Raw genomic sequence first — 17239 nt, forward strand, 5'->3', positions numbered from 1 at the left:
AAACTGTGCGCGCGTGCCAGTATTCGCTTTCACGATCGTGCCCCGAGGACGCGCGCACATACACTCGCTTAACAGCTGTACAGTGGGCCTTGACAGCGACGACCGCTCTTGCTTGACTGGCTGCCGCACTGACGTTTACCCAATCCTCAACGACGTGGAAGGTCCGGTTTCGAGTGTTTGAACCCGTGTTCCTGGCGCAGCAAGTGCTGAACGGGCTGAGTTTCGGCGCGTTGCTGTTCCTGCTGGCCAGCGGCCTCACCCTGGTCTTCGGATTGATGAAGATCGTCAACATGGCGCACGGCGCCTTCTACCTGCTCGGCGGGTACATCGGCGTCGTCATCGCGGGACTGACGGGCAACCTCCTGCTCGCCGTGATCACCGCGGTGATCGTCGTCGCCGTGACCGCGTTCCTCGTCGAGGTCGTGCTGCTCCGCTTCGTGCGCGGCCAGGAGCTGCCGGAGGTTCTGCTCACGATCGGCGTCTCGTTCGTCATCGCCGACCTCTGCCTCGCGATCTTCGGCGGCGACCCGCAGAATCTCCCGACGTCGGCCACGATTCCGGGCGCCCTCATGATCGGCGACCTGATCTACCCGTGGTACCGCATCTTCGTCATCGGCGTCGCCATCGCGATCGGGATCGGCCTGGCCTTCGTCCAGACCAAGACGCGCATCGGCGCGATCGTCCGGGCGGGCGTTGACGACCGGGAGATCATCTCGGCCATGGGAGTGAACATCGCCTGGGTCTTCACTGGGATGTTCGTGGTGGGTGCCGGGCTCGCGGCTCTCGGAGGCACGATCGGATCGGGGATGCAGAGCATCCTGCCCGGCGTGCAGAACGAGGTGCTGCTCTACGCCCTCGTCGTCATCATCATCGGCGGCCTCGGCAGCGTCACCGGCGCGGCGGTCGGTAGCGTGCTCATCGGTCTGATCGACGCGTTCGCGAAGGCCTGGATCCCGGAGCTCGCCTACTTCACGATCTTCCTGCCCATGGCCCTCGTCCTGGTGCTTCGGCCCACCGGTCTCTTCGGGAGGACCGCATGAACCGTCGGATGCTCGTCAACATCGGCCTGCTGGGGCTCCTGCTGGTCGTGCTCCTGGCCCTGCCCTACTTCGGCGTCTCGAACTTCGTCCTCGGGCTCGCGTCGACGATCCTCATAGCCGCGGTCCTCGCATCGAGCGTCAACTTCCTCGGCGGCGACGGCGGGATGGTCTCACTCGGCCACGGCGCGATCGCCGCCGCCTCCGCGTACGCGGTGGGGTGGGCATCCCGCCAGGGCCTCGACTCGACGACGCAGGTGCTGCTCGCCCTCGGCGTGACGCTCGTCGTGTCGTTCATCTACGGCCTGCTGTCGATGCGCACGAGCGGCATCTACTTCCTCATGGTCACCCTCGCGGTCGGAATGCTCATCTACGGACTCGCCTTCCGGCTCTCGTCGGTGACCGGGGGAGAGAACGGGATCTCCGGCATCGCAGCCCCGGGCGACCTCCACGAGGAGTGGATCTACTACTACTTCGTGCTCGGCATCTTCGTGCTCACGACGGCCGCCCTCTGGGTGGTCAGCAACTCTCCGTTCGGCGCGAGCCTGCGGGGCCTCCGCGACAGCGAGAGCCGGATGCGCAGCCTCGGCTACAACGTGGCGCAGTACAAACTCGGCGCCTTCATGATCTCGGGCACGGTCGCCGGCATCGCCGGACTGCTCGCGGTCTGGCACATCAACTTCGTGAGCCCGTCCTCCGCGGGCGTCGAGCGCTCGGTGCTGCTCGTCGTCATGGTCATCCTCGGCGGCATCGGAACGCTTCTCGGCCCGCTGATCGGAGCCTCGATCGTCGTGCTCGTCGAGAACGTGCTGTCGAGCTACGTCGACCGCTGGCCGACTGCTCTCGGGCTCATCTTCATCCTCGTCATCCTCTTCGCTCGGGCCGGCGTCGCCGGCAGCGTGCCGAAGGTGCTGGCGAAGCTCCGGGGGCGAGGGCCCTCCGCCGCGCCACCAGGCGACCGGAGTTCCTCCAAGGGCGCCCCGGCGCCTGAACGCAATCACACTCCGTAATCGAAAGGAACTGCCATGACGTCAACGATGACAACGGCTCCGCGGCGCTGGGTCGGCTTCGCCGGTCTCGTCGCCACGGCCGCACTGGTGCTCACCGCGTGCGCGCCGCCCCAGGCGGCCGAGCCCGAGCCCGATGCGGGCGGCGGCGCGGAAGAGGGCGTCAGCGAGACGCTCACGGTCGGCTACATCTCCCCCGTGACGGGCAACTTCGCCGTCGCCGGTCAGGAGATGGTGGACGGCTGGAACCTCTACTGGGAGCTCAACGGCAACGAGGTCAACGGCGTCACCGTCGAGACCATCGTCGAGGACGACGCGGGAAACCCCGAGATCTCTCTCACGAAGGCCGCCAAGCTCGTCGAGCAGGATGAGGTCGACGTCCTCGTCGGACCGCTCCTCGCGAACACCGCGCTGGCTGTCGCCGAGTACGCCGCGAGCGTCGGGATCCCGAACCTGCACCCCGTCGCCGCGTCCGACGACCTGACGCAGCGCAACGCGAACGACCTCACCGTCCGCACCGGATCGATGGGCGGCTCGCAGGCCAACTACCCGGGCGGCGAGTGGGCGGCCACCGACGGCGGCTTCGGCACCGCCGTCACGCTGTGCGCCGACTACGCGTTCGGCTGGGAGTCGTGCGCCGGCTTCGTACAGGGCTTCCAGGACAACGGCGGCGAGGTCGTCGAGCAGCTCTGGTTCCCGAACTCGACCACCGACTTCTCGACGTACGTCTCGCAGATCCAGGCCGCCGGTGCCGACATGGTCTACGTCGCCACCGCCGGCGGCGCACCCGGACCGAACTTCCTCACCTCCTACCTCGGCCTCGGGCTCGACATGGACAGGCTGCTGCTCAACTGCTGCTCGGCCGACCAGGGCACGCTGCGGGCGATGGGCGAGCAGATCGTCGGTCTGAAGTCGGTCAGCTACTGGGCCGAGGGCAGGGAGTCCGACGCCGTCGCCGAGCTCATCGAGGCGTACAAGGAATTCTCGGGCGGAAACGTTCCCGGTGCGTACATCGCGGGCGGGTACATCACCGCGTCGCTCGTCGCCTCGGTGCTCGAGGAGCAGGGCTTCGTCACGGGGGAGGAGCTCGTCGCCGCCATCACCGAGTCCACCTTTGAGGACAACATCTTCGGCAGCGTCTCGTTCGACGAGTACAACAACACGGTCGGGCCGGTGTACATCCGCGAGGTCGTGCTCCGCGAGGACGGAAACCTGTACAACACGCCGATCGCGACCTACGAGGACGTCGACCAGTGGTTCGGTCAGGACCCGGAGGAAGCGCTGGGGCAGCCGACCTACTCGCAGGACTTCCAGGGCTAGTGAACACCGCAACGGAAATGGCGCCGGCCTCGGACCCTCAGGGGTCCGGGGCTGGTGCCCCCGTGCTCGTCATCGATGATCTCGGAAAGCGCTACGGCGGCGTTCAGGCCGTCGACGGGATCTCTCTCGTGCTCGAGCCGGGCGAGCGCTTCGGGGTGATCGGACCGAACGGCGCGGGCAAGACGACGCTGTTCAAGATGATCGCCGGGGACGTGCCGCCCACCGCAGGGGCCGTCCACCTCTTCGGCAAGGACGTCACCACCATGTCGACCGCGCGTCGCGCGCGGATGGGCGTCGGCCGCACCTTCCAGATCTCCAACCTCTTCCGCGACATGACGGTGTTCGATAACGTCCGCGTCGCCGCACGAGGAGGGACCTCGAAGGCGCGCGTCTTCTGGATGCCGCAGCGCGCGAAGGACGACGTCTCCGAGCGCTCGATCGAGGCGCTCGAGTCGGTCGGCCTCGCCGACCGCAGGAACCTCACCGTCGCGAACCTCTCCCACGGAGAGCAGAGGCAGCTCGAGATCGCAATGGCGCTCGTCGGCGAGCCGAGCATCCTGCTCCTGGACGAGCCGGCGGCCGGGCTGTCCGCCGTCGAGCGCGCCACCCTCAAGTCGCTCATCGAGAACCTCCCGCGCACGCTTCCGATCCTGCTCATCGAGCACGACATGACGCTCGCCCTCGGCCTCACCGATCGCGTGATGTGCATGGAGAACGGGCGCCACGTCGTCACGGGCACGCCCGCCGAGGTGCGCGACAACGAGACCGTCAGGGAGATCTACCTGGGAAGGCGCGATAAGAAGTGAGCCTCAACGTCACGGGACTGCACGTCGGATACGCTACGGCGCAGGTGCTCCACGGAGTCGATTTCACGATCGGCGAGAACGAGACCGTCGCCCTGCTCGGCCGCAACGGCATGGGGAAGACGACGCTCGTCCGGGCGATCTGCGGGCTGCGCCCGCCGACCATCACGAGCGGCAGCGTGACCTTCGACGGCGTCGACATCACGAAGAAGTCGAGCCACCAGATCTCGCGGCTCGGCATCTCGATCGTGCCGCAGGGCCGCCGGGTGTTCGGCTCGCTCACGACCCTGGAGAACCTCTCGGTCATCCCGCAGCGCAAGGACATCCTGGGTGAGCGCTGGACGGTCGAGCGCGTCTTCGAGTTCTTCCCCCGCCTCGGCGAGCGTCAGACGTCGATGGCCCGCTCGCTGTCGGGCGGGGAGCAGCAGATGCTCGCCATCGGGCGGGCGCTCATGACGAACCCGAGCCTGCTGATCATGGACGAGCCGAGCGAAGGACTCGCTCCGAGCGTGCTCGACGTGATCCACGATCGCATCGAGGGGCTGCGCGGCACGGGGCTGTCGACGCTCATCGCCGAGCAGAACGTGGATCTCGCCCTCGACATGGCCGATCGCGTGATCATCATCGACGACAGCGGGTCGATCCCGTGGTCGGGCCGCGCCGACGAGCTTCGCAACGACTCCGCGCTGCTCGAGCGCTACCTCAGCATCTAGGGACGGTCTGCCGTGACCGCCGTGAGCCCCATCCCACTCGTCGACCTCCTGCTGACGGGAGGTCGCATCGCGACCTTCGCCGACCCCGACCAGGGGCCCGCCGAGGCGCAGGCGATCGCGGTCGCGGGAGGGCGGATCATGGCGGTCGGGAGCGACGCCGAGCTCGCCCACTACGCGCCGCTCGCGGCTCGAGTCATCGATCTCGCGGGTCGCCGCGTCATACCGGGCCTCAACGACGCGCACATCCATGCGATACGCGGCGGGCTCTCGTGGACGCGGACCGTGCACTGGGAGGACGTGCGCTCGCTCGCCGACGGCCTCGCGCTCATTCGAGAGGATGCCCGTCGCCGGGGTCCGGGGGAATGGGTGAGCGTCGTCGGCGGCTGGCACTCGCGGCAGCTCGCCGAGGGCCGCGCCCCCACGCGCGCGGAGCTCGATGCGGCCGCCCCCGACAACCCCGTGTACGTCCAGGAGCTCTACGACCGCGGCATCGTGAACACCGCCGGTCTCGCCGCCTGCGGGTGGTCCGACGACTCCCCCGATCCGGCGCGCGGTGCGCTCCTGCGCGACGAGGACGGTCGACTCACGGGAGAACTCCGCGGCGTCGGCGCCTTCTCCGTGCCGCTCGGTCTTGCGCTCGCCGGCCCCGACGGGCAGGGCGAGGAGGGCATCCTCGCCATGAACGCCGTTCTCGCCCGCCACGGGCTGACCGGCGTCGTCGACGCGGGAGGCCTTCTCGTCACCCCGCGCGACTACGACCCCCTGTACGCGGTCTGGCGCCGCGGCGAGCTCGACGTGCGCACGCGCCTGTTCATCTCCGCCTGGACCCGCGGGGGCGAGGTCGATGACATCGACCGGCTCACGGCGCTCGTGCAGGCAGGCAGTGGCGACGGCATGCTGCGCATCGCCGGTGTCGGCGAGATCCCGCACCTGGGCTGCCACGACATGGAGGGCCTCGACCCGTTCGAGATGACCGAGGCCGCGCACCGCGAGCTCGTCGAGATCGTGCGCCTGTGCGCCGAGCGCGGCTGGCGGATGAGCATCCACGCCGTCCTCAATGACACGCTCGGCCGCATCCTCGACGCGTGGGAGGAGGTGGAGCGCGAGACCGGCCTCGTCGCCGGGCGCGGCTTCTCGATCGTGCACGCCGACGAGGCGACCCGCGAGAACCTCGAGCGGATCGCGCGACTCGGGGCGGGCATCCTCGTCCAGAGCCGTCTCGTGCTCAAGGGCGCCGACTACGTCGAGGCGTGGGGGCCCGAGGCGACGGCCTCCGCGCCGCCCATCGGCGACATGAGCGACCTCGGGATCATCATCGGCGCGGGCACGGATGCGACGCGCGCGAACTGGTTCTCGCCCTGGTCGGCCATCTGGTGGCTCGTCACGGGCGGCACCGTCGACGGCAGCGGCGTCCGCGACGAGCGGCACCGGATGTCGCGGCTCGAGGCCCTCGCCGCGTACACGCGCGACGCCGCCTGGTTTACAGGGGAGCAGGAGCATCGCGGGCGACTGCTGCCCGGGTACGACGCCGACCTGTGCGTCCCGAGCGCGGATCCGCTGGAGTGCGGCGACGACGAGCTGCGGAGCATCCTCAGCGACCTGACCGTCATGGCGGGTCGGATCACCCACGACTCGGGCGTGCTCTCTCGCGCCGGTGCGGACGAACGATGAAGGCGAGGGCGCGATGAGCGCGATTCCCGGCCCACGACGCGTGGGCAACGCGGAGGTCATCCACCACGAGGGCTACGACGAGAGCATCGTCAGCCCGTTCGTCCCGGCCATCCGCGTCGTCTCCAACGCGCGACTGGTGTTCATCAGCGGGGTGACGGGTGCGCCGGTCTACCACGACCACCCGCACCAGCCCGAGGTGTTCGACTCGATGCCGACCGATGCCGCCGGGCAGGTGCGCAACGCGTTCGACCACCTCGAGCTCGCCCTGGCCGCCGCGGGGTGCGAGCGGCACGACGTCGTCAACATGATCCGCTTCTTCACCGACATCGAGGCGGACCAGGACATCGTGAACAAGCACCAGGGGGAGTGGTTCGGCGGGCACATCCCGACGAGCACCACCCTCGAGATCTCGCGGCTCGCGACGGACCCTCGTCTCCGCTTCGAGTTCCACGTCGTCGCGGCTGCGCCGGCCTGACACGTAGGGAATGAACACCGAGCGCGCCCCCGTTGCATTCTGCAATCGGTTGCATTACCGTATCGCGCAGAGCGCCACCCTTCACAGAAAGAGAAGCAGATGACTGACACCAAGCCCACCGTCGGGTGGATCGGAACGGGCCGGATGGGTTTCCAGCTGGCCAAGCGGCTCCTGGACGCCGGCTACGACGTCGCCGTCTACAACCGCACCCGCGCCAAGGCCGAGCCGCTCACGGAGTTCGGCGCCACCGTCGTCGACCGCCCGGTCGAGCTCGCCGACCGCGACATCGTCTTCAGCATGGTCTCCGCGTCCAAGGACCTCGAGAACGTCATGCTCGGCGACGGCGGCCTGCTCTCCGACCCCGAGCGCGCCCCCCGCATCATCGGCGACGCGTCCACCGTGTCGGTCGAGGCCAGCGAGACCGTGCGCGCCGCCGCCGAGGCGCGCGGCGTGGGCTTCCTCGCCACCCCGGTCTCGGGCAACCCCAAGGTCATCGCCGTGGGCAAGCTCACGGTCGCGGCCTCGGGCCCGCGCGAGGTCTACGACGAGGCCGCGCCGCTGCTCGCCACGTGGGGCCGCGGCGTCACCTACGTCGGCGAGGGCGAGGTCGCTCGCATCGTCAAGATCGCTCACAACGTCTTCCTCGGCGTCGTCATCCAGTCGATGGCCGAGATCACGGTGCTCGCCGAGAAGGCCGGCGTCACGCGCGAAGCGTTCCTGACCTTCCTCAACGACTCGGTCATGGGCTCCGTGTTCACGCAGTACAAGACGCCGGCGCTCGTGAACCTCGACTTCACGCCCACCTTCACGAACGTGCTGCTGCAGAAGGACTTCGACCTCGGCCTCGCCGCCGCCGCGAAGATGGGCGTCGTCATGCCCGTTGCGAGCGTGACGCGCAACCTCGTCGCGCAGGAGGTCGGCAACGGCAACGTCGAGCAGGACTTCGCGTCGCTCATCGTGACCGTCGCGAACGGATCGGGCCTCGAGCTAGCGTCGGAGAACGCGCCGGTCAGCGACGGTCTCGAGGTGGACTGATGGCCCATGGTCACGACCACGGCGGGCGCCGCTTCGAGCGTCCGTCGGCCCGACCGCCGGGGGTCCGCCCCCTCGGCGCTCCCGGGCAGAACGGTGTTGACTACGAGCACCGCGTCGACTTCGACCGGTTGAGGAGCTACCGCCTCGAGCGGGCCAAGGCGGCGCTCGAGGCGAGCGAGTGCGGGGCCTTCCTGCTCTTCGACTTCTACAACATCCGCTACACGACGCAGACGTGGATCGGAGGCGCTCTCGGCGACAAGATGATCCGCTACGCGCTCCTGATGCGCGGGAAGGATCCGATCCTCTGGGACTTCGGCTCCGCCGTGCGGCACCACAAGCTCTACTCCGACTGGGTGCCCGAGGAGAACTACCGCGCCGGCTTCCTCGGCTTCCGCGGCGCCGTCGCGCCCGAGGGCGCGGGGCTCATGCGCGACGCGGTCGCGGAGATCAAGTCGCTGCTCATGGCCGAGGGGCTCGCCGACGCTCCCATCGGCCTCGACATCGTCGAGCCGCCCTTCCTCTTCGAGCTCGAGCGGCAGGGGCTGCGGGTCGCCGACGCGCAGCAGCACATGCTCGACGCCCGGGTGATCAAGAGCCAGGACGAGATCATGCTCCTCAACCAGGCTGCGGCGATGGTCGACGGCGTGTACCAGGACATCGCCGAGGCGCTCAAGCCGGGCGTGCGCGAGAACGAGATCGTCGCCCTCGCGAACAAGCGCCTCTACGAGTACGGAAGCGATCAGGTGGAGGCGATCAACGCGATCTCCGGCGAGCGGTGCAATCCGCATCCGCACAACTTCACCGATCGCATCATCCGCCCGGGCGATCAGGCGTTCTTCGACATCATCCACTCGTTCAACGGCTACCGGACGTGCTACTACCGCACCTTCGGGGTCGGCTGGGCGACCGAGAGCCAGCGCGACGCGTACAAGCAGGCCCGCGAGTGGATGGATTCTGCGCTGGATGCGCTCCGGCCGGGCGTCGGCACCGATCAGGTGGCGGCGGTCCTCCCGAAGGCGGAGGACTTCGGGTTCGAGAACGAGCTGTCGGCCTTCGGCCTGCAGTTCGCCCACGGGCTCGGCCTCGGCCTGCACGAGCGGCCGATCATCTCGCGGCTCAACTCGATGAAGGATCCGGTCGAGCTCAAGCCGGGGATGGTCTTCGCGATGGAGACCTACTGCCCCGCCTCCGACGGCACCTCCGCCGCGCGCATCGAGGAGGAGGTCGTCGTGACCGACTACGGGATCGAAGTGCTCACCAAGTTCCCCGCGCAGGATCTCTTCGTCGCGAACCAGTACTGAGCCGGGGGATCTCCCGATGCCCGAGACGATGAGAGCGGCGGTCTTCCACGGCCGCGGCGACATCAGGATCGAGCAGCGGGCGATCCCGACGCCGGGGCCGGACGAGCTGCTGCTGCGGGTCGGGACGGCGGGCGTCTGCGGGACGGACGTCGGCGAGTGGGCGCACGGGCCCATCCAGCATCCGGTCCATCAGCGTCATGCCTCGAGCGGGCACCTCGGCCCGGTGATCCCCGGGCACGAGTTCTCGGGAACGGTCGTCGGCGTCGGCGAGAGCGTCGACCCGGCCTGGATCGGGCGCCGCGTCGCCTCGTGCGGTGCGGTCGCCTGCGGCGAGTGCGCCTCGTGCCGGGGCGGCGACAGCAACCGGTGCGCGCGCTACGTCGGGGTGGGCCTCCACCGCGACGGCGCGCTCGCCGGTTTCGTCACGACGCCCGTCGCCTCGTGCGTGGCGGTCGACGACCTCGGGCTGGGCCTCGACGAGGCGGCGCTCTGCCAGCCGATGGCGATCGCGCTGCACTGCGTCAGCCGCGCGGGGAGCGTCGACGGCGAGCTCGTGGTCGTCCTCGGGGTCGGAGGGATCGGCGCGTTCCTCGTCGTCGCGCTCGTGGAATCCGGTGCCGAGGTCATCGCGGTCGATGTCGACGCCGACCGACTCGAGCTCGCCGGCGAGCTCGGCGCGCACCGACTGCTCCGCGTCGCGGGAGGCGCTGGCGATCGAGAGGTCGTTCAGGCCGAGATCGACCGGGCGGGTCGGCGCCCCGTCGTCTTCGAGGTGAGCGGCACTGCGGGAGGGCTGCGGACGGCGCTCGCCGTCGCCCCCGTCGGCGGTCGCATCGTCCTCGTCGGAATCCAGGGTGCGCCGCGCGAGGTCGACCTCGCCGCGGTCACGGTGCGCGAGCAGACCCTGATCGGCACGAACGCGCTCGTCCGCGAGATCGACTTCCCGCGCGCGGTCGAGATCGTCGCGCGCCGTTCGGGCACGTGGGGCCGCGTGGCGCCGCGGGTGCTCCCGCTGCGCGAGCTCGTCGAGGGGGCGCTGCGGCCGATGAGCGAGGGGCGCGCACCCGCGATCAAGACGCTCATCGACCCGTGGATCGATGAGGCCCGATCGATGGATGCGCGCCGCCCCGACTGAACGGACCGTCGCTCAGACCGCGGCGATCGCGTCGATCTCGATCGTGCAGGTGTCGGCGAACAGCGCCGCGACGCCGACGAGCGTGCTCGCGGGGATGCTCTCGGGGTCGATCCAGCGGTCGCGCACGGTGCGGTAGGTCGCGAGCTTCTCCGGGGTGAGCCCGACGATGTAGACGTTCACCCGCACGAGGCTCGAGAGGGTCGCGCCGCGCGCCGACAGAGCGCGCTGCAGCTCGCCGAACACCAGGTCGGTCTCATCCGCGAAGTCGCCGGCCGCCTCGCCGCCCGGGCGGAGCCCGACGACGCCGGAGAGGAACAGCAGGTCTCCCGCCGCGACGCGGACGCTGTCGGAGATCCCGGGGATGGTCGGGCTCGGCTCGCGCGTGACCCGTTCGCCGCCCGCGGCCATGCCGCTCACGCCTTCCACACGCTCTTGAGGTTGACGAACTCGCGGATGCCCTCGACCGAGAGCTCGCGGCCGACGCCCGAGTCCTTGATGCCGCCGAAGGGCAGCTCCGGGTACGAGATCGACATGCCGTTGATGAACACCGCGCCGGCGTCCAGGCCGCGCACGAAGAGCTCCTCCTCGTGCTCGTCCTGCGTCCAGACCGCCGAGCTGAGGCCGAAGGTGGTGTCGTTCGCGATGCGCAGCGCGTCCTCGGCGCTGTCGACGCGGAAGACCGAGGCGACGGGCCCGAACGCCTCCTCGGCGTACAGGCGCATGTCCTCGGTGATGCCGCTCAGGACGGTGGGCGGGTAGTACCAGCCGGCGCCGTCGGGCACCGCTCCGCCCGTGGTCGCGACGGCGCCCTTGCCGAGGGCGTCGTCGACGAGGCCGACGAGGTCCTCGCGACCGGAGGACGTCGCGAGGGGGCCGACGTCCGTCGACTCGTCCATCGGGTCGCCGACGCGAAGCGCGCTCATGGCGGCGGTGAACCGCTCCAGGAAGTCGTCGTGGATGTCGGTGTGCACGATGAAGCGCTTGGCGTTGATGCACGCCTGGCCGTTGTTGGCGGTGCGCGCGGAGACGGCGGTTGCGACGGCCTTCTCGATGTCGGCGCTCGGCATCACGATGAAGGGGTCGGACCCGCCGAGCTCGAGCACGACGTGCTTGACCTCGCTGCCGGCGATCGAGGCGACCGAGCGGCCGGCGGGCTCGGAGCCCGTGAGGGTCGCGGCGACGACGCGGCGGTCGCGCAGCACGCCCTCGACCTTCGATGCGGGGATGAGCAGCGAGCGGAACGCCCCGGTGGGGAAGCCGCCGCGCTCGAAGAGCGTGTCGAGGTAGAGGGCCGCCTGCGGCACGTTCGAGGCGTGCTTGAGAAGCCCCGCGTTGCCGGCCATGAGCGCGGGCGCGGCGAAGCGGATGACCTGCCAGAGCGGGTAGTTCCACGGCATGACGGCGAGCACGACGCCGATCGGGTCGTAGCGCGTGTGGGCCGCGGAGGCGTTGACGGCGCTCGGGTCGTCGAGCGAGCGACCGGTGAGGAACTCCTCGGCGTGGTCGGCGTAGAACCTCATGCCCTTCGCGCACTTGAGCACCTCGGCGCGCGACTGCCCGATCGTCTTGCCCATCTCGGTTGTGAGCATCGCGGCCGCCGAGTCGAGCTCGGCCTCGAGGAGGTTGGCGGCGGCGCGCATCCAGCCGGCGCGGTCGGCGAAGGAGGTCGCCTTCATCGCCCGGTACGCGTCGTGCGCCTGCCCGATCCGGGCGTCGATCTCGGCGTCGGTGTGCGCGTCGAACTCGCGCTCGGTGACGCCGGTCGCGGGGTTGATGGTCGCGATGGCCATGGTGGTTCCTCGTCTCTCTTACTGGTACTGGCTCTGTCTGCTACGGGATCGCGGGGAGGGTCTCGAAGACCTCGGGGTGGCTGGCGAGGAGGCGCCGCGTGCGGCGGATGTGGCCCTCGATGACCCGCTCGGCCGTGTCGAAGTCGCGGTCGCGCAGCGCGGTAACGAGCATGTGGTGCTCGTCGTGAACGATGCGCTGGCTGTGCGCGTCGATCATGAGCGTGTACGCGCGCCGATATGGCTGGGTCGTGTTCCAGAGCCGGCGCACGAGGTCTCCGAGCACGAGCGTGTCTGCCCCGGCGTACGAGCGCTGGTGGAACTCGCGGTCGAGCCGCAGGAACTCCTCGACGTCGGCCGTCTCCGCCATGCGCTCGGCGAGGCGCTCGAGCTCGTCGAGCGCCGCGTCGTCGAGGTGCGGCGCCGAGTAGCGCAGCAGCAGCGGCTCGACGCGCTCGCGCGTCTGGTAGACCTCCTCGCACTCGGCGAGGCTCAGACGGGTCACCCACGCGCCCGTGTTGGCGACGAGCGTCACGAGCCCGTCGGCCTCGAGCGCTTTGAGCGCCTCCCGCACCGGCACGCGGCTCGCGCCGAACCTCTCGGCGATCTCCTCCTGGCGGATGCGGCTGCCGGGCGGGTACTCGCCGCCCACGATCGCCTCGCGCAGGGCATCCGCGACGCGAGCGCTCGCATTGCCGTCACGCGTGAGCGGCGCGGCGACCCGCGGCGGGCGCACGCGATCGAGGGGGGCGGATGCTGCGCTCATGCCGAGGGATCCCGAGGGTCCCACAGCCGCACGGTCGAGCTCGCCTCGTAGGCCTTGCCGTCGGGGAAGCTCACGAGCTCGAGCTGCATGCCCCAGGGGGAGAGGAAGTACACCCACCGCTGGCCCTCGCTCGCGTTGCGGCTCGCGGTCGGATCGCCGAGCACGCGGACGCCTCGCTCGTGCAGGTAGGCCACGGCGACGTCGAGGTCGTCGACGTAGAAGGCGAGGTGGTGGCCGCCGATGTCGCTGTTCCGCGGCTGCGGCGCCTGGCCGTCGGCGGGCTCCCACTGGAAGATCTCGAAGTTCGGTCCGTGGCCGCAGCGGAAGAAGCGCAGCTCGCGCATGACCGACCGCGGGTGCACGCCGAGGTGCTCGGCCATCCAGTCGTCGTCGCGCTCGAACGGGCCGAGGGAGTACACGCGCTCGCAGCCGATGACGTCGACGAAGAACGCTTCCGCCTCGTCGAGGTCGGGCACCGTGAAGCCGATGTGCTCGGTGCCGCGGATGCCGGGAAGCGCCATCGCATTCCACCCTTCGCTGTGTGACTGGATGCAACCGTACCGCCGAAACGGGCATCCGCGAAAGAAAACCCCCAAAGATGATTGAGATTGGATGCAATCAGCCGTACAGTGACGACATGCCCCAACGTCGACGTTTGGACACCACCGCCGAGTGGGTCGAGCTCACCACGACCGCAGCCGACTGGAAGAAGGCCGAACCGGCCCTCCTGGCCACGATGCTCGGCCAGCTGCACCTCATCCGCGCCTTCGAGGAGCGCGTGCTCGACCTCGCGGGCGAGGGTCTCGTCCACGGCCCCGCCCACTCGTCCATCGGGCAGGAGGGCGGCGCGGTCGGCTCGATCGTCGCGCTGCGCTCGAGCGACGCCGTGAACGGCTCGCACCGCGGTCACCATCAGTTCCTCGCCAAGGCGCTCGCGCACGTCGCCCAGAGCGGTCTGCAGCTCGACGCGCTCGTCACGAGCGACATCCAGACCGTGCTGCAGAAGACGCTCGCCGAGATCCTCGGCCTCGCGCAGGGCTACTGCCGCGGCCGCGGCGGCTCGATGCACCTGCAGTGGTTCGAGGCCGGCGCGCTCGGCACGAACGCGATCGTCGGCGGCGGCGCCCCCATGGCGACCGGCAACGCCTGGGCTCAGAAGCGCGCGGGCACGACCGACCTCACGATCAACTACTTCGGCGACGGCGCCGCGCAGATCGGCTCGGTCCTCGAGTCGATGAACCTCGCCGCGGCGTGGAAGCTGCCCGTCTGCTTCTTCATCGAGAACAACCGGTACGCCGTCGCGACCCGCATCGAGGAGTCGGTCGCCGACACGCGCCTCTCCGTGCGCGGCCAGGGCTTCGGCATCCCCTCCTGGCGCGTCGACGGCATGGACCCGCTCGCCGTGCACCTCGCCATGGAGGAGGCGGCCGCGGTCATGCGCTCCGGCGGCGGCCCGACGATCGTCGAGGCCGAGGTCTACCGCTTCTTCCACCAGAACGGCCCGTACCCCGGCAGCGCCTTCGGCTACCGCACGAAGGAGGAGGAGGCCGAGTGGAAGAAGCGCGACCCCCTCGACCGCGTCGCGCGCGAGATGCAGAAGCGCGGTCTCATCGACGAGGCGGGCGTCGAGAGCGTGCGCGCCCAGGCGATCGCGGCGATGGATGCGGCCACGGCCGAGCTGCTCGAGGCCGACCCCGAGAAGCAGGGTCGTCGCCGCATCCGGCCCGAGCTGTGGCCCGACCCCGAGTTCGTCGACGTCGGGGTGCGCGGAGACGCGAGCGAGCTCGCCTCGCTCCGCGTGCTCGAACCGAGCGTCTCCGACGCGGCCCGCGAGCCGATGAAGTTCGTCGACGCCGTCGCCGGCGTGATGGAGCGCCGGATGGGCGAGGACGAGCGCATCGTGATCATGGGCGAGGACATCCACCGGCTCAAGGGCGGCACGAACGGCGCGACCAAGGGCCTCGCCGACTCCTTCCCCGACCGCGTGCTCGGCACCCCGATCAGCGAGAACGCCTTCATGGGCCTCGGCGGCGGGCTCGCCCTCGACGGCCGCTACCGCCCCGTGGTCGAGTTCATGTACCCCGATTTCATGTGGGTCGCCGCCGACCAGGTCTTCAACCAGGTGGGCAAGGCCCGCCACATGTTCGGCGGCGACAACCCCGTGCCCCTCGTGCTGCGCACGAAGGTCGCGATGGGCTCGGGCTACGGCTCGCAGCACCTCATGGACCCTGCGGGCGTCTTCGCCACGAGCCCCGGCTGGCGCATCGTCGCCCCGTCGTCGGCCGCGGACTACGTCGGCCTCATGAACGCCGCGCTCGCCCTGCAGGACCCGGTGCTCGTCATCGAGCACGTCGACCTCTACAACGAGAAGGACGAGGTCATCGCGGGCGACTTCGACTACATCATCCCGCCCGGCACCGCGGCCGTGCGCCGCGAGGGCAGCGAGATGACCGTCATCAGCTACCTCTCGATGGTCAGGCACTGCGCGGAGGCGATCGAGCAGACGGGGGCGGATGCCGAGCTCATCGACCTGCGCTGGCTCGACCGCGCCTCGCTCGACTGGGAGACCATCGAGCGCAGCGTCAAGAAGACGAACGCCGTCCTCATCGTCGAGCAGGGAGCCCGAGGCACGTCGTACGGCGCGTGGCTCGCCGACGAGATCCAGCGCCGCCTGTTCGACTGGCTCGACCAGCCCGTGCAGCGCGTGACCGGCGCCGAGTCGTCGCCGTCCATCTCGCGCATCCTCGAGCGCGCGGCGATCGCGCGGACCGAGGAGGTCGTCGAGGGGATCGAGACCGTGCGCCGCAACGCGGGGGGAGCAGCCTGATGTCGACGACCATCCGCATGCCGGAGGTGCTCGCGAACGTCACCGAGGCCGCCGTCCAGAAGTGGCTCGTCGCCCCCGGCGACGCGGTCGAGGTCGGCCAGCCGTTCGCCGAGATCGAGACCGAGAAGGCCGTCGTGGAGTTCGCGGCGGAGACCGCGGGCACCGTGCTCGAGCTTCTGGTGGGAGAGGGCGACTCGATCGACGTCGGCGCCCCCATCGCCATCGTGGGCGAGGCGGGGGAGGTGGCACTTCCCGTCAGCCCCGCAGCGGCTCCGGCCGCTGAGGAGTCCGACGGGGCCGCTCAGGCGGCCCCGTCGGATCCCGAATCCGGCTCGCCCGTGGAGGAGGTCGCGGCCCCGGCCGTCGACGCCGCCGCGACCGCCTCGAGCGCCGCCGGCGCCCTCACCGAGTCGACCCCGGCATCCGCCCCGCACGACGGCGGGCGCCGCTTCGTGAGCCCGCTCGTACGGCGCCTCGCGCGCGAGCACGGCATCGACCTCGCGGGCGTCGCGGGCTCCGGCCCGGACGGCCGCATCGTGCGCCGCGACATCACCGCGCTGCTCGAGGGCGCAGCCGCCGCGCCCGCCGCCTCGGTGCCCGCTGCCGCGCCCGCTCCTGCCGCCGCACCCGCCGCACCCGCTGCGCCTGCGACAGCGCCCGCCAGTCCCGCGCCGGAGGGCGTCGAGGTCATCCCGCACAGCCGCATGCGCGCGACCATCGCCCGCCGCCTCACCGAGAGCAAGAGCTCGGTGCCGCACTTCTACCTCACCGCCGACTGCCGCGTCGACGCGCTGCTCGACATGCGCACGCAGATCAACGCCGGCGGCAAGGTGAAGGTGAGCGTCAACGACCTCGTGGTCAAGGCGGTCGCCGGCGCGTTCGCCGACGTGCCCGAGGCGAACCGCACGTGGGGCGACGATGGCATGCACGTGCACGCGAGCGTCGACATCGGCATCGCGGTGTCGCTCGACGACGGGCTCGTGGTGCCCGTCGTGCGCGGCGTCGAGGGGCTCAGCGTCTCGGCGCTCGGCGCCCGCATCGCCGAGCTCGCCGGTCGCGGCCGCGAGGGCCGCCTGAAGCTCGACGAGCTCGAGGGCGGAAGCTTCACGGTCTCGAACCTCGGCATGTTCGGCACGCAGGCGTTCTCGGCGATCATCAACCCTCCGCACGCGGGCATCCTCGCCGTGGGGGCCGCGTCCGCGCGGCCGGTCGTGGTCGACGGCGCGCTCGAGGTCGGCCAGGTCATGACCGTCACGCTCTCGGCCGATCACCGCGCGTGGGATGGCGCGCTCGCCGCGCGCTGGCTCGCCGCCTTCGTCGCCCGGATCGAGAACCCGCTCAGCATCCTCGCCTAGGCGCGGA

General features: G+C 70.3%; 16 protein-coding genes. 12 read left to right on the top strand and 4 right to left on the bottom strand.

What is annotated here, in order from left to right; translation table 11 throughout:
- Positions 1-173: 173 nt before the first annotated feature.
- From FHX53_RS09220 to FHX53_RS09265, 10 genes are all read left to right on the top strand, one after another.
- Positions 174-1040 carry an ABC transporter permease subunit gene (locus tag FHX53_RS09220; protein WP_182491054.1) on the top strand — a complete coding sequence of 289 codons (867 nt, stop codon included), beginning with the start codon at positions 174-176 and terminating at the stop codon, positions 1038-1040.
- Positions 1037-2047 (top strand): branched-chain amino acid ABC transporter permease, encoded by a 1011-nt coding sequence (locus FHX53_RS09225; protein ID WP_182491055.1) that lies wholly within the window; start codon positions 1037-1039, stop codon positions 2045-2047. Before FHX53_RS09220 ends, FHX53_RS09225 begins: the two co-directional genes overlap by 4 nt.
- 15 nt (positions 2048-2062) lie before the next feature.
- A complete protein-coding gene (locus FHX53_RS09230) occupies positions 2063-3364 on the top strand; it encodes an ABC transporter substrate-binding protein (protein WP_182491056.1) in 1302 nt (433 codons plus the stop codon).
- 62 nt (positions 3365-3426) lie between these two features.
- Positions 3427-4170 (top strand): ATP-binding cassette domain-containing protein, encoded by a 744-nt coding sequence (locus FHX53_RS09235; protein ID WP_182491057.1) that lies wholly within the window; start codon positions 3427-3429, stop codon positions 4168-4170.
- Positions 4167-4880, top strand: coding sequence for an ATP-binding cassette domain-containing protein (locus tag FHX53_RS09240; RefSeq protein WP_182491058.1), 714 nt, complete (start codon positions 4167-4169; stop codon positions 4878-4880). Before FHX53_RS09235 ends, FHX53_RS09240 begins: the two co-directional genes overlap by 4 nt.
- A gap of 12 nt (positions 4881-4892) precedes the next feature.
- Entirely contained in the window at positions 4893-6551 is a 1659-nt protein-coding gene (locus FHX53_RS09245) for an amidohydrolase family protein (protein ID WP_182491059.1), read from the top strand.
- A 13-nt stretch (positions 6552-6564) separates the two neighbouring features.
- Positions 6565-7026 (top strand): RidA family protein, encoded by a 462-nt coding sequence (locus tag FHX53_RS09250; protein WP_182491060.1) that lies wholly within the window; start codon positions 6565-6567, stop codon positions 7024-7026.
- Between the two features lie 99 nt (positions 7027-7125).
- Positions 7126-8061 carry an NAD(P)-dependent oxidoreductase gene (locus FHX53_RS09255; RefSeq protein ID WP_182491061.1) on the top strand — a complete coding sequence of 312 codons (936 nt, stop codon included), beginning with the start codon at positions 7126-7128 and terminating at the stop codon, positions 8059-8061.
- Positions 8061-9362, top strand: coding sequence for a M24 family metallopeptidase (locus FHX53_RS09260; protein ID WP_182491062.1), 1302 nt, complete (start codon positions 8061-8063; stop codon positions 9360-9362). Before FHX53_RS09255 ends, FHX53_RS09260 begins: the two co-directional genes overlap by 1 nt.
- Before the next feature lie 16 nt (positions 9363-9378).
- The gene (locus FHX53_RS09265; protein WP_182491063.1) at positions 9379-10497 is read left to right on the top strand and encodes a zinc-dependent alcohol dehydrogenase; all 1119 of its coding nucleotides are present in this window, start codon (positions 9379-9381) and stop codon (positions 10495-10497) included.
- A 12-nt stretch (positions 10498-10509) separates the two neighbouring features.
- Here the strand turns inward: FHX53_RS09265 and FHX53_RS09270 are convergent, their stop codons facing one another.
- From FHX53_RS09270 to FHX53_RS09285, 4 genes are read right to left on the bottom strand one after another with little or no spacing between them, the layout of a single operon-like run.
- Positions 10510-10905 carry a RidA family protein gene (locus FHX53_RS09270; protein ID WP_182491064.1) on the bottom strand — a complete coding sequence of 132 codons (396 nt, stop codon included), beginning with the start codon at positions 10903-10905 and terminating at the stop codon, positions 10510-10512.
- A 5-nt stretch (positions 10906-10910) separates the two neighbouring features.
- The gene (locus tag FHX53_RS09275; protein WP_182491065.1) at positions 10911-12287 is read right to left on the bottom strand and encodes an NADP-dependent succinic semialdehyde dehydrogenase; all 1377 of its coding nucleotides are present in this window, start codon (positions 12285-12287) and stop codon (positions 10911-10913) included.
- A 40-nt stretch (positions 12288-12327) separates the two neighbouring features.
- Positions 12328-13050, bottom strand: coding sequence for a GntR family transcriptional regulator (locus FHX53_RS09280; RefSeq protein WP_182491066.1), 723 nt, complete (start codon positions 13048-13050; stop codon positions 12328-12330).
- Complete coding sequence (locus FHX53_RS09285) at positions 13047-13571, bottom strand: VOC family protein (RefSeq protein ID WP_182491067.1); 525 nt, start codon at positions 13569-13571, stop codon at positions 13047-13049. The genes FHX53_RS09280 and FHX53_RS09285 overlap by 4 nt, the downstream gene beginning before the upstream one ends.
- 116 nt (positions 13572-13687) lie before the next feature.
- Here FHX53_RS09285 and FHX53_RS09290 point away from each other — a divergent pair, with 116 nt between their 5' ends.
- Positions 13688-15877 carry an alpha-ketoacid dehydrogenase subunit alpha/beta gene (locus tag FHX53_RS09290; RefSeq protein WP_182491068.1) on the top strand — a complete coding sequence of 730 codons (2190 nt, stop codon included), beginning with the start codon at positions 13688-13690 and terminating at the stop codon, positions 15875-15877.
- The gene (locus FHX53_RS09295; protein ID WP_182491069.1) at positions 15877-17232 is read left to right on the top strand and encodes a dihydrolipoamide acetyltransferase family protein; all 1356 of its coding nucleotides are present in this window, start codon (positions 15877-15879) and stop codon (positions 17230-17232) included. The genes FHX53_RS09290 and FHX53_RS09295 overlap by 1 nt, the downstream gene beginning before the upstream one ends.
- Positions 17233-17239 lie beyond the last annotated feature (7 nt).

The organism is Microcella alkalica (genome assembly GCF_014137945.1).
Taxonomy (GTDB): Bacteria; Actinomycetota; Actinomycetes; order Actinomycetales; family Microbacteriaceae; genus Microcella; species Microcella alkalica.